Here is a 12156-nt window from a genome sequence, read left to right as displayed (position 1 = left end):
AGCCCAACTGTGCGAACGCACACCTCGGTGTTGTGTTGTGCATGAACCGAACAGGATGCGAACATGGGCGGTGTGGTGACCCAGTCCTCTTCCGTACGTGAGTCCGAGCTCAGCCCTCCCCGACTGCGTACGCGCGAACGCCGTGCGCGCGTGCTCGAGCTCCTCGACGGCAAGGAGTTCGTCAGCGTAAAGGAGCTCGCCGACGAGTTCGGCCTCACCGAGATGTCGGTGCGGCGCGACCTGAACGCCATGGTCGCCGAGGGGCTGATCACCAGGGTTCGCGGCGGCGCCGGCCGCCCCGCGCACACCCCGACCTCCCGGCAGTACGCCGAGGCCGCTCAGCGCAACGCCGAGGCCAAGTTCAAGATCGCCCGTCGAGCCGCCACCCTCCTCGACCACGCCTCGGTGGTCTTCTTCTACTCCGGGTCCACGGTTGCCCGGGTCGCCGCAAGCCTGGACGCATCCGCGCAGACGTCCCTGACCGTGGTCACCAACTCCCTGCCGATCATCGACGACGTCAGCGCCTGGGGTGATCCTCACCTGGTGGCCGTCGGCGGCCTGTACCTGCCCGCCTACATGGCCTTCGTCGGCCCCCAGGCGGTGGCCGCGTTCGAGGGGGTCAGCGCCGACGTCGCGGTCCTCGGGTGCGACGGCCTGAGCGCCGACGGGGGCCTGACCACACCGCACCAGCTCGTGGCCGAGGTCGGCGCGACAATCGTGCGACGGGCCACCCGAAAGGTCGTCGTCGCCGACTCCAGCAAGGTCGGGCGCCGCGGCTTCACTCCCATCGCCCCTATTGAGGACATCGACGTGCTCGTGACCGACGACGGCGCCGACCCCACGGAAGTCGCCCGGTTGAGCGACACCGGCCTCGAAGTGATCGTCGTCTGACGACGTCACCACCGAGGCGCTCCGGCTTGCAGGCCTCGACCGGCCGCGCGCTCCTCTCCATCAGCCATGACGTCGCGCCGGGGGAGTCGCCGGCCCCGGAGCTCCGTCTGGACCTGCAAGCGGACGTACGTCGTCGCCAGGCAGCCTGGGGGCAGGTGATGTGCTGGGCGGTAGAGGTGAGGCGAGGGACGGTAGGCGGCGGCTGGATCGCTGTCATCTGTGCGCCGACACGTTGGAAATTGTCCGCTCATCCCCACACTTTGATGGGATATGTGCCCCCGGCAGGATTCGAACCTGCGGCACCCGCTTTAGGAGAGCGGTGCTCTATCCCCTGAGCTACGGAGGCAAGTGTGCGGTGCTAAGCCTAGCGAAAGGTTGGGGCGCTTGCGCCTCCACCCGGGGTGCGGTGGAGAAGTCGGTGGTCATCGGTCGGCCGACCTGCGGTAAAGGCATGGCAACTCGCCGCCGCTCGCACCAGGGAGGCCCCTTACCGTCGCTGGCTGTGACCGTAACACGACGCGGATCCCTGCGGCGGCGATCGATGACGCTCGTCGCGGCGATGATCGCGCCGGGGATCCTGGCTTCAGGCTTGCTCGTGGCCGATCTCGCGGGCTACGGGGAACGCACGCGGAGCGGCCTGGCGGATGAGGCCCGGCGCGTGCTCACCGAGCCTGTCGGCGGCGTACGAGGTGCCGGGCCGGGGCTGGCCGCCGAGGCGGCGTCGGGGGCGCGGCCGCTACCGGACCCCGACCGGGCCGCGCGGACGGCAAAGGCGCTGCTGGAACCGACGCCGGTGCCGGAGCCGTACGGGCCGGCGCGTCGCTATGAGGGGCTGGTGCGGCTTCCCGCTGTTCCCGTGCCGGTCGTCGGGCGGGTCTGGAAGGCGGTCCCCCGGAGCGTGCCGGAGAAAAGGCAGCCAATCAAACAGCCGGAACCCCGGAAGGAACGCCCGGCGTGTGCTCCGGAATGGGAGGGCACGTGGCTCTGGGATGCCTGCCGGGAGGGTGGCGGGCAGTAGGCGCATGAGCGGGAAAGGCGCAAACGCGACGTGATCGGTCGATAGCGCTTGAGCGAACCAGGGCACCGGCCCACCGGACGCTGTAGTAACGTGCGTCCCTGACCCAGGTCACGAGTTCGCAAACGGGGGAGTCGGAGCGTGTCATCTCCTCGGTCGGCCGGGCTGATCGCGGTCGTCACGGTGATGACCTCGCTCACCGGTGCCTCCACGGCCGCGGCGGCATCGGCGCGTACGACCGTCGACGCGAGCGCCCGTACGGACGCCGCCGTGTGGGCCGGCGAGCTCGGCAAGGAGCCCACCTCCTTGACTGAGCTGCGGCGTGAGGCCCAGAAGGCCTACAAGTCGATCGAGGACGCGAACCGGGCTTTGGTGGCGCGGCAGAAGAAGTTCGCCGGCGTGGAGAAGGAGCTTGCGGGCAAGCTCACCCGTCTCCAGCAGGCCACGGCCGAGCTCAACAGACTGCGCAAGCCGTTGTCCGACCTGGCGGCGTCGCTCTACCAGGATCCCTCGGTCGGGGGCCTCAGCCCGTTCATCGCCGGTGGGGACGGCACGGCCATCCTGCGCAGGATGAGCGACATGCAGCATCTGGTCGCCGGGCACAACACCGTTCTCAGCGAGGCGTCGAAGCTGCTCGAAGGTCAGCAGCGGCTCGCGCAGGAGGCGCAGGAGCTACGGGCGGCCAGCCTTCTCCAGGAGGCGCAGCTCAGCGCGCAGGTCACCCTCATGCGTAAGCGCTCCACGACGCTGGTCCGGTCGCTGACCAGGGCGCTGGTCAAACTTGGCGTGAAGATCGGCCAGGGGACAGAGGGCGCGGGCGGCTGCGATCCCACCCGGATCGCGCAGGCGGAGCAGTATCCGAACGGCCTTCTCCCCAAGAACATCCTGTGCCCCCTCCCACAGGGCGGGGAGACCCTGCGGGCGGACGCGGCGATCGCCTTCGCCGACCTGAACCTCGCCTACAAGAAACGCTTCGGCACGCCGATGTGCATCTCCGACAGCTACCGCAGCCTCGGCGAGCAGCAGGCCGTCTACTACCGGCGGCCCGGGTTCGCGGCCACGCCGGGCAAGAGCAACCACGGGCTGGGGCTCGCCGTCGACCTCTGCGGCGGCGTGCAGAGCTTCCGGTCCGCCCAGTTCAACTGGCTTGAGGCCAACGGCAAGAAGTACGGCTGGTTCCACCCCGACTGGGCCTATCACAGCCCCTTCGAGCCGTGGCACTGGGAGTACGACCCCAAGCTCGGCTCGCTGCTGCCCTAACTCGCGTCGAGCCGGACGGCCTGGCCGATGTAGTCGCGCAGCGCCGCCTCGTTGATTCCGTCCACTATCTTGATCTTGACGTGGCGGGTCTTCTTGCCGACTCCTTCGAGCAGGCCGTGCGCGTCCGTCATCTCCGCGCCGCGCTCGAAGGCGAAGGTGAGGTGGGTCTTGCTCTGGCTGATGACCGCGAGCATCTTCTTGCCGCGCCAGGCGGGCGAGCCGTAGGTGAGGCCTTCGGTCGCCTCGGGGGCCTCTTCGGCCATGAGGGCCCGCAGGGCCGCAACGAGTTCCCGGTATTTCGGGTCGAGCTTGGTCTCGACGTAGTCGTCGATCTCGGCGCTGCTCATGGTCGCGTATCTTGTCACCGCCCGGCGGTGCAGTCCATCGGAGAAGCCGCTCAGCGGGGGTGGATGGTCACCGAGAGCCTGCCCTGTGCCTGGGCCTGGGCGAGCCCGGCTGCCTGGGCGGGAGTGGTGGCCAGCACGAGCAGCCCTCCGCCGTCCGTGGAACCGGGCGGCCGGGCGATCACCTGGACCTGCTGGGCGACCGTCCGGGCCTCGAAGGGGCCGTCCTCGTACGCCGCCAGGACGTCGATCACGTCCCCCGGCGACAGCAGCCGGGCGGCGCCCGGGTCCGCGATCCGGACCGGCGTCGCGACCGAGTCCGGTGATCCGGAGAACCGGAACAGGCCCGGCCCGAGGAGGCGCGCGTCGGTGAGCGGCTCGCCCCGGCGGAGCGGGCCCGCGACCACCCTGCCGGTCACCGGGGAGCCGGCCGCGTACGCCCCGGCCGGTACGGCGTCGGGCGGCAGCCGTACGACCATCACGTCGGAGGCGGCGAGCCTGCCCCCGGCGAGGTCGCGGGCGGCGGCGAGCACCTCCACGCCCCGCGGCGCCCGTACGGCCGACAGCGCGCACGCCGCCGCGAGCCCGGCGAGGAGCGCGGCGAGGGCACGGCGACGGCGCACCGGGAGCCGTTTCAGGGCGCGCATGACGACCCGACCATCAGGGGAGATCGATCGGGAGCTTGATGCCGTCGAGGGCGTTGCCGCAGGGGCAGGGGCGCTCCTCCGGCAGGGCCTCCACGACCTGGGAGACCAGTGTGCGCATCCGCTCCACGTTGGCCGCGAAGAAGGCCAGCACCTCCTCGTGGGTGACCCCCTCGCCCGCCTCGACTCCGGCGTCGTGGTCGGTGACGAGGGCGAGCGTCGTGTAGCAGAGGGCCAGCTCGCGGGCGAGAACGGCCTCGGGGTGCCCGGTCATGCCGATGATCGACCAGCCCGCGCCCGCGTACCACTGCGACTCGGCGCGGGTGGAGAAGCGGGGACCCTCGATCACGACCAGCGTGCCACCGTCGACCGTGTCCCAGCCGGTGTCGCGGGCCGTGGCCGCGGCGGCGGCCCGGCCGGTGGGGCAGTAGGGGTCGGAGAACGACACGTGGACGGCGCCGCCCGCGTCGTAGTAGGTCTGCTCGCGGCTCTGGGTGCGGTCCACGAGCTGGTCGGGGATCACGAGGGCGCCCGGGCCGATCTCGGGGCGCAGGGACCCGACCGCGCTGGGCGCGAGGACCTGCCGGACGCCAAGTGACCGCAGGGCCCACATGTTGGCCCGGTAGGGGATGCGGTGCGGAGGATACGTGTGGCCGCGGCCGTGCCGGGGGATGAACGCGACGGACCTGCCGCCGATGCGGCCCACGGAGATCGTGTCACTGGGCGGGCCGTACGGCGTCGTCACGTCGACCTCGTGGGCGTCCTCCAGCAGGGAGTAGAGCCCGGATCCGCCGATGACGCCGATGTCTGCGCGATTGACCATGGGGCCGACCCTAGCGAACGGCGCCGTGCCTCCGGCGCGGTCCGGCGGCCCCTGTGGACAACCTCAGAATCTCAGGCGGCGGCGGTCGATCCCGACGACGAGGAGGTGCTCGTCGACGTGCTGGTCGAGGCGGTCTCTTTCTTCGCGGGCGCGGCCGAACCGCCCGAGTCACCCGAGCCGTTGGAGTCGGCGGACTTCGACGGCGTCGTCGTGCTGGACGTGGTCGTCGACGAGCTCGACAAACGGCTGTCGGTCCGGTAGAAGCCGGAGCCCTTGAACACGATGCCGACGGCGGAGAACACCTTGCGCAGCTTGCCCTGGCAGGCCGGGCACTCCGTGAGCGGGTCGTCAGAGAACTTCTGAACGGCCTCCAGCTGCTCCCCGCAAGCGGTACAGGCGTACTGGTAGGTGGGCACTCGCTCCTCCTGAGACTGGCACTCGACCGGGTCGATTGCTAATGGTATTCAACCAACAAGCGCAAACGCCACTCCAGCCCGGTTTATTGCCCCCCGGTGTCCCCTTCGCGCAGCCCCAGAAGAACCGTCAGCCGCCGCGTTCGCCGTACCAGCCGGCCAGCTTGCCCTTGCGGCTGACCGCGCGCAGGCGGCGCTCGACGGTCTCCCGCTGCGCCGCCGTGGTGACCACGAGAAGCTGGTCGCCGATCAGAAGCTGGGTCGTCGGCGTGGGCACGAACGACCGCCCGTTCCGTACGACGAGGGTCACCATGGTGTCGGTGGGCAGCCGCAGCTCGAAGATCTCCACGCCGTGCATGAGCGACCCGCGCGGGATGCGGACCTGCAGCAGGTCGGCCTTCAGCTCCTCCAGCGGCGCGGCCTCCACGTCGAGGTCGCGCGCCTCGCCCTCGGCGGCCAGGCCGAGCACCCGCGCGAGGTACGGCAGCGTCGGCCCCTGCAGGAGCGTGAACACGATCACGATGATGAAGACGTCGTTGAACAGGCCCTTCGCCCCCGGCACCCCCGCGCTCCAGGGGATCGTGGCGAGCACGATCGGCACCGCGCCGCGCAGCCCGGCCCACGACAGGAAGATCTGTTCCCGCCACGGCATCGACCCAAGACGCAGGAGCCGTACGAACAGGCTGGACACGAGGACCGACGCCGGCCGGGCGACCAGGACCAGCAACACCCCCGTCACCAGGGCGGGCACGATCACGACGGGCAGCTCCGCCGGGTCGGCCAGGATGCCGAGCATCACGAACAGCCCGATCTGGGCGAGCCACGCCGCGCCCTCCGCGAAGCCGCGGGTCGCGGCGCGGTGGGGGAGGCGGGCGTTGCCGAGGATCAGCGTCGCGACGTACACCGCGAGGAAGCCGCTGCCGTGCAGCAGCGCCGCCCCGCTGTAGGCGACGAACGCCAGCGCCAGCACCGCGATCGGGTAGAGGCCGGAGGCGGGCAGGGCCACCCGGCGCAGCGCGTACGCCCCGGCGGGGCCGACCGCGAGGCCCACGGTCGCGCCGATGGCCAGTTCGGCGACGGTGTCCAGCAGGGTGGCCGGAAGCGAGAGGGTCAGCGTCGAACTCACGCTCAGCGCCATCACGAGGATGACGGTGGGGGCGTCGTTGAAGCCCGACTCCGCCTCCAGGATCCCGGCGAGCCGGGGTGGCAGCGGCAGCCGCCGCAGCACGGAGAACACGGCAGCCGCGTCGGTGGAGGCGAGCACGGCGCCGAGCAGGAACGCCGACCGCCAGTCCAGGCCGAGCAGGGGCGCGACGCTCGCGGCGAGCACGGTGACGCTGACCGCGATGCCCACCGTGGCGAGCACGAGCGCGCTCGGCACGGAGTCGCGGACGTGACTCCAGTTGGTGGTCAGGCCGCCTTCGGCCAGGATCACCGCGAGCGCGATCAGGCCGAGTTCCTGGGCGAGGTGCGCGTTGTCGAAGTGGATGCCGCCGAGGCCGCGCTCGCCGAGCAGTAGGCCGAGGCACAGATAGATGAGCAGGGTGGGCAGGCCGGTGCGGTGCGCGATCCGGACGGACGCGATGGCCGCGATGACGACGGCGGCGGAGAGCAGCAGCCAGACGTTCAGACCCACCGCTCCTTTCTCCGCGCCTGCGCCAATCTTGTCACACCTGCAACAACCGGACGATTCCACTCGGAAGGGCAGCGAACCGTACATGCTGATCATGCGGCTCCGCCGGGACCCCCTCGATCAGCTCGCCCTCGTGCAGCAGCGCGACCGTCGGCACGTTGGGCCCGACGCGGGCCAGCGCCCGGTCGTAGAAGCCGCCGCCCCGGCCGAGCCGTACGCCCGTCACCCGGTCGACGGCGAGGGCGGGCACGAGGACCAGCGCGGCCGTCCTGATCGCGTCCACCCCGCGCCGGACGTCGACCGGCTCCATGACCCCGTACGGCCCCGGGGCGAGCGAGTCCGGGCCGTCGTACACCGCCCAGTCGAGCTCGCCGTCGGGCCGCTGCACCGGCAGGATCACGGTCGCGCCGTGCTTCCACAGGGCGAGGATCAGCCCGTGCGTGGACGGTTCCGTCCCGATCGACCAGTAGCAGGCGACGAGCCCGGCCATCTGCACCCACGGCTGGTCGAGGAGCGTCTCACGGATCGCGGCCGAGGACGCGCGCTGCGTGCGTTCGTCCAGCTCCGACCGGTCGCGGAGGATACGGCGACGCAGGTTCAGCTTGTCCACAGCCCGCTCCGTTAGTGTTCAACCATGGCTGACTTCGATCCCGTGACCAAAGCCGTCGTGCCCGCCGCGGGTCTGGGCACCCGCTTCCTTCCCGCGACGAAGGCGACCCCCAAGGAGATGCTGCCCATCGTCGACAAACCGGCCATCCAGTATGTGGTGGAGGAGGCCGTCTCCGCCGGACTGCTCGATGTCCTGATGGTGACCGGCCGCAACAAGCGTTCGATCGAGGATCACTTCGACGTAGCGTACGAGCTTGAGGACGCGTTGCGCGCCAAGGGCGACGAGGAGCGGCTCAGCCAGGTGAAGGAGCCGGTGGACCTCGCCACCATGCACTACGTGCGGCAGGGCGAGCCGAAGGGCCTCGGCCACGCCGTCCTGTGCGCCAAGCAGCACGTCGGCCACGAGCCGTTCGCCTGCCTGCTCGGCGACGACCTCATCGACCCCCGCGACCCGCTGCTCAGGCGCATGATCGAGGTGCGCGCGACGTACGGCGGCAGCGTCGTCGCGCTGATGGAGGTGCCGCGCGAGCACGTCTCCCTGTACGGCGCCGCCGCCATCGAGCCGACCGACGAGGACGACGTCGTCCGCGTCACCGACCTCGTGGAGAAGCCCCCGGCCGACGAGGCCCCCTCCAATTGGGCGATCATCGGCCGGTATGTGATCGACCCGGCCGTGTTCGAGGTGCTGGAGCGGACCCCGCCCGGGCGCGGCGGCGAGATCCAGCTCACCGACGCGCTGCGTACGCTGGCCGCGACGGCCCCCGGCGAGGGCGGGCCGGTGCACGGCGTGCTGTTCCGGGGCCGCCGCTACGACACCGGCAACAAGCTCGAATATCTGCAGACCGTGGTGCAGTTCGCCGCGAACCGGGGCGATCTCGCGCCCGACTTCCTGCCCTGGCTCCGGCAGTTCCTCGACCAGATCGAGTCCTGAGAGACATGAAGCCCGTCGACCGCCATCTCGCCGACATCCTCGCGGTGGTGCGCCCGCTCGCCCCGCTGGAGGTCGAGATCGACACCGCTCTCGGCGCCGTGCTGGCCGAGGACGTCGCCTCGCCCGTGCCGCTGCCGCCGTTCGACAACTCGGCGATGGACGGCTACGCCGTACGGGCCGAGGACGTCGCCGGGGCGCCCGTCACGCTGCCCGTGATCGGGGACGTGGCGGCGGGCGACGGCGGGCTGAACGCCGTCGGGCCCGGCCTGGTCGCCCGCGTCATGACCGGCGCGCCGATGCCGGCCGGGGCCGACGCCGTCGTCCCGGTCGAGTGGACGGACGGCGGCACCGCCCGCGTACGGATCGACCGGCCGGCCCCGCCGGGCAACGCGATCCGGCGGGCGGGCGAGGACGTCCTGGCGGGGGAGACGGTGCTCCGCGAGGGCGCCCGGATCGGCGCCGCCCAGGTCGGGATCCTCGCCGGAGCCGGCCGGCGGCGGGTGCGGGTGCGGCCCCGGCCGCGGGTCGTCGTCATCTCCACGGGTGCCGAGCTCGCCGAGCCCGGCACCCCGCTGGGCGCGGGCCAGATCTGGGAGTCCAACAGTTTCATGCTGACGGCCGCCGTACGGGAGGCCGGAGCGGATGCGTTCCGGGCCGGTTCGGTCTCCGACGACCCCAAGGAGTTCCTGGACGTTCTGGACGCCCAGCTCCTGCGGGCCGACGCCGTGATCACCAGCGGCGGCGTCTCGATGGGGGCGTACGAGCCGGTCAAGGAGGCCCTCTCGCCGCTGGGCACGGTGGCCTTCGAGAAGGTCGCGATGCAGCCGGGGATGCCGCAGGGCTTCGGCGTCGTCGGGCCGGACCGGGTGCCGATCTTCACGCTGCCGGGCAATCCGGTGTCGTCGTTCGTGTCGTTCGTGCTCTTCGTCCGACCGGCCCTGCGGGCCATGCAGGGGCTCCCGGTGGGGCCGCCGGAGGCCGTACGGGCCACCGTGACGGCGCCGCTGCGCTCGCCCGCCGGGAAGCGGTCCTACCTGCGGGCCGTGCTGACCGGGCGGACCGTCGCGCCGGTCACCGGCCAGGGTTCGCACCAGTTGGCGGCGCTGGCCGCGGCGAACGCGCTGATCGTGGTTCCGGAGGACGCGACCTCGCTGCCCGAGGGCGCCGAGGTGGAGGTGATTCCCCTATGAAACTCACTCACGTCGACGAGACCGGCGCCGCCCGGATGGTCGACGTCTCGGAGAAGGACGTCAGCGCCCGTACGGCGGTCGCGACCGGGCGCGTCCTGCTGTCGCCGGAGGCGGTGGCCGTGCTGCGGGCGGGCGACGTGCCCAAGGGCGACGCGCTCGGGGTGGCGCGGATCGCCGGGATCATGGGGGCCAAGCGCACGCCCGACCTGGTGCCGCTCTGCCACCCGATCGCCCTGACCGGCGTGAAGGTCGACCTGTCCGTCGTGGACGAGGGCGTCGAGATCACCGCCCGGGTCCGTACGGCGGACCGTACGGGCGTCGAGATGGAGGCCCTCACGGCCGTCACCGTCGCGGCGCTCGCCCTGGTCGACATGATCAAGGCGGTGGACCCGGCGGCGGTGATCAGCGACGTCCGGGTGGAGGAGAAGATCGGCGGCAAGACCGGCCACTGGGACCGCGACCCCGGCGACGCCCGCGACGTTTCCGGCGCTCGCGACGCCCGTGACCGTCTCGACCGGAAGTGAGGGCGGCGTGCGCGCGCTGGTGGTGACCGTCTCCAACAGGGCGTCCGCGGGCGTGTACGAGGACCGGTCCGGCCCGCTGCTGGCCTCCCTCCTCAAGGAGGCGGGCTGCGATGTGGTGGACGGGCCGCGGGTGGTCCCGGACGGCGAGCCCGTCGAGGCGGCGCTCCGTGAGGGCGTCGGCGCGGGATACGACGTGATCGTGACCACCGGCGGCACCGGCGTCACACCTCTGGACCTCACGCCCGAGATGACCCGCCGCGTCCTGGACCGGGAGATTCCCGGCATCGCCGAGGCCGTACGGCAGGTCAACCGCGAGAAGGTGCCGACGTCGATCCTGTCCCGCGGGCTCGCCGGGCAGGCCGGCCGGACGCTGGTGGTCAACCTCCCGGGGTCGTCCGGCGGCGTACGGGACGGCATGGCCGTGCTGGCCCCGATCCTGGCCCACGTGGTGGACCAGATCCGCGGCGGCGACCATGCCCGCTGACCGCTCGATGTCATGCGCACCCACGTGGCGCGTTGACGGTTCTCCGGTGGATGATTGACAAATGGATCGACTTCGCGGCTGGCCGGTGTCCCTGACCGAGGGGCCCGTGGGGCTACGGCCGCTGCGCCTGCGTGACGTCCGTGACTGGCGCGACACCCGGCTGCGCAACGCCGAGTGGCTCCGTCCGTGGGAGCCGAGCAACCCGGAGACCCCGCTGTTCCGCACCGGTCTCGGGCCGTACGTCTCGATGGTCGGCACGCTGCGCCGCGAGGCCCGCCAGGGGATGGCCATGCCCTGGGTCGTCACGTACGAGGGGCGGTTCGCCGGGCAGCTCACCGTGGGGGCGATCGTGTGGGGATCGGCCCGTTCCGCCCAGGTGGGCTACTGGGTGGACGGCAGGCTGGCCGGGCGGGGCATCATCCCGACCGCGCTCGCCATGGCCGTGGACCACTGCTTCTTCACGACCGGTTTACACCGTCTGGAGGCCAACATCCGGCCGGAGAACCAGGCCAGCCGCCGGGTCGTGGAGAAGCTCGGCTTCCGCGAGGAGGGCATCCGCCGGCGTCAGCTGCACATCGACGGCGCCTGGCGTGACCACATCTGCTACGCGCTGACCGTGGAGGACGTGCCGCGCGGGCTGCTCGTCCAGTGGCGCCGCACGATGAACTCGGCCGCCCGCCGCAGCGAGCCCAGCCCCGGATAGCGGCTTCGGCGGGTGTGCCCCGCCATCGCAACCGAGACACAAGTGGATCACCAGTGGGCCCCGTGATGCTTCGTCGCCGTAAGCGAAACCGCATCACGGGGAGACATCCGTATGAGGAAAAAGGCGTTATCCACCGCGGCGGCCGCTCTGACCGCCATGGCGGCCATGAGCGCGGCGGCTCCGGCACCCGCGTCCGCCGCGCCGGTGCGGATCGAGATTGTGACCGCCCACAGCGAGACCGTGCGGGAGTGGATCGACCCGTTCACCTGCCCGACGAACATGGTGCTCACCGCCCGCGCGCACTACGGCGACGAGAACGCCCCCACCACCTACTCCTGCGGCTTCATCCTCATCGAGGGTGAGCAGGCCCGGGTGTACATCGGCGACTGGACCGCCCGCCAGAAGGAGAGCAAGTCCGACTTCAGCGCCCCCGACCACCAGGCGGTCGTCGGCAGGTGGCACGAAGGCGACGAGAACGGCTACACGAGGTACCGCACCGCCACTGTGTACTGGCGGGGCCAGCGGGTGCTGCTGACCAGTGGGGACATCAGCGGTGCCTACCGGGAGAGCAACCACACCTGGCAGGCGCAGGGGACCGGGGTCATGACCGGCCGTAAGCACAGCGGGGACGAGAACGGCAACACGTGGTACCGATTCGCCAACGTAACCGTCGCGGGCTGACAGGAAAGGCA

Annotated in this window: 15 protein-coding genes and 1 tRNA gene; 9 read left to right on the top strand and 7 right to left on the bottom strand. The window is 71.5% G+C overall.

The annotated features are described in order from the left end of the window. Positions 1 to 150 precede the first annotated feature (150 nt). Positions 151 to 891, top strand: a complete 741-nt coding sequence (locus Mam01_RS31075) for a DeoR/GlpR family DNA-binding transcription regulator (protein WP_204288750.1) — start codon at positions 151 to 153, stop codon at positions 889 to 891. Positions 892 to 1164: 273 nt separating this feature from the next. Here the strand turns inward: Mam01_RS31075 and Mam01_RS31070 are convergent. Next, positions 1165 to 1237, bottom strand: a tRNA-Arg gene (locus Mam01_RS31070). Positions 1238 to 1432: 195 nt separating this feature from the next. Here Mam01_RS31070 and Mam01_RS31065 point away from each other — a divergent pair. Together Mam01_RS31065 and Mam01_RS31060 are read left to right on the top strand one after the other, a co-directional pair. Beyond that, positions 1433 to 1909, top strand: a complete 477-nt coding sequence (locus Mam01_RS31065; protein ID WP_204288749.1) for a hypothetical protein — start codon at positions 1433 to 1435, stop codon at positions 1907 to 1909. Between the two features lie 138 nt (positions 1910 to 2047). Then, positions 2048 to 3166, top strand: a complete 1119-nt coding sequence (locus Mam01_RS31060) for a D-alanyl-D-alanine carboxypeptidase family protein (protein WP_239101758.1) — start codon at positions 2048 to 2050, stop codon at positions 3164 to 3166. Here Mam01_RS31060 and Mam01_RS31055 read toward each other — a convergent pair. The 6 genes from Mam01_RS31055 to Mam01_RS31030 all read right to left on the bottom strand — a co-directional run bounded on the left by Mam01_RS31055 (position 3163) and on the right by Mam01_RS31030 (position 7633). Next, positions 3163 to 3513, bottom strand: coding sequence for a DUF1801 domain-containing protein (locus Mam01_RS31055; RefSeq protein WP_204288748.1), 351 nt, complete (start codon positions 3511 to 3513; stop codon positions 3163 to 3165). The genes Mam01_RS31060 and Mam01_RS31055 overlap by 4 nt on opposite strands. 50 nt (positions 3514 to 3563) lie before the next feature. Beyond that, on the bottom strand, positions 3564 to 4157 hold the full coding sequence (locus Mam01_RS31050) for an SAF domain-containing protein (protein ID WP_204288747.1): 594 nt from the start codon (positions 4155 to 4157) through the stop codon (positions 3564 to 3566). Between the two features lie 13 nt (positions 4158 to 4170). Then, positions 4171 to 4977: an S-methyl-5'-thioadenosine phosphorylase gene (locus tag Mam01_RS31045; RefSeq protein ID WP_204288746.1), complete on the bottom strand. Its 807-nt coding sequence runs from the start codon at positions 4975 to 4977 to the stop codon at positions 4171 to 4173. A 71-nt stretch (positions 4978 to 5048) separates the two neighbouring features. Then, positions 5049 to 5393 carry an FmdB family zinc ribbon protein gene (locus Mam01_RS31040; protein WP_204288745.1) on the bottom strand — a complete coding sequence of 115 codons (345 nt, stop codon included), beginning with the start codon at positions 5391 to 5393 and terminating at the stop codon, positions 5049 to 5051. A gap of 127 nt (positions 5394 to 5520) precedes the next feature. Further along, a complete protein-coding gene (locus tag Mam01_RS31035; protein WP_204288744.1) occupies positions 5521 to 7026 on the bottom strand; it encodes a potassium/proton antiporter in 1506 nt (501 codons plus the stop codon). Positions 7027 to 7057: 31 nt separating this feature from the next. Next, positions 7058 to 7633 carry a 5-formyltetrahydrofolate cyclo-ligase gene (locus tag Mam01_RS31030; protein ID WP_204288743.1) on the bottom strand — a complete coding sequence of 192 codons (576 nt, stop codon included), beginning with the start codon at positions 7631 to 7633 and terminating at the stop codon, positions 7058 to 7060. 24 nt (positions 7634 to 7657) lie between these two features. Here Mam01_RS31030 and galU point away from each other — a divergent pair, with 24 nt between their 5' ends. The 6 genes from galU to Mam01_RS31000 all read left to right on the top strand — a co-directional run bounded on the left by galU (position 7658) and on the right by Mam01_RS31000 (position 12145). Then, positions 7658 to 8563 carry a UTP--glucose-1-phosphate uridylyltransferase GalU gene (galU, locus tag Mam01_RS31025; protein WP_204288742.1) on the top strand — a complete coding sequence of 302 codons (906 nt, stop codon included), beginning with the start codon at positions 7658 to 7660 and terminating at the stop codon, positions 8561 to 8563. Positions 8564 to 8568: 5 nt separating this feature from the next. Continuing rightward, a complete protein-coding gene (gene glp / locus Mam01_RS31020) occupies positions 8569 to 9753 on the top strand; it encodes a molybdotransferase-like divisome protein Glp (RefSeq protein ID WP_204288741.1) in 1185 nt (394 codons plus the stop codon). Continuing rightward, the gene (gene moaC / locus Mam01_RS31015; RefSeq protein ID WP_204288740.1) at positions 9750 to 10277 is read left to right on the top strand and encodes a cyclic pyranopterin monophosphate synthase MoaC; all 528 of its coding nucleotides are present in this window, start codon (positions 9750 to 9752) and stop codon (positions 10275 to 10277) included. Before glp ends, moaC begins: the two co-directional genes overlap by 4 nt. Positions 10278 to 10284: 7 nt before the next feature. Continuing rightward, a complete protein-coding gene (locus Mam01_RS31010; RefSeq protein ID WP_204288739.1) occupies positions 10285 to 10761 on the top strand; it encodes a MogA/MoaB family molybdenum cofactor biosynthesis protein in 477 nt (158 codons plus the stop codon). A gap of 61 nt (positions 10762 to 10822) precedes the next feature. Then, entirely contained in the window at positions 10823 to 11464 is a 642-nt protein-coding gene (locus Mam01_RS31005) for a GNAT family N-acetyltransferase (protein WP_111701422.1), read from the top strand. Positions 11465 to 11575: 111 nt separating this feature from the next. Next, on the top strand, positions 11576 to 12145 hold the full coding sequence (locus tag Mam01_RS31000; protein ID WP_204288738.1) for a hypothetical protein: 570 nt from the start codon (positions 11576 to 11578) through the stop codon (positions 12143 to 12145). Positions 12146 to 12156: the final 11 nt, after the last annotated feature.

It is taken from the genome of Microbispora amethystogenes, assembly GCF_016863015.1.
In the GTDB taxonomy this organism is placed as follows: domain Bacteria; phylum Actinomycetota; class Actinomycetes; order Streptosporangiales; family Streptosporangiaceae; genus Microbispora; species Microbispora amethystogenes.
Note: the sequence above shows the minus strand (reverse complement) of the source record. Positions and strands in the feature narration are given on the sequence as shown.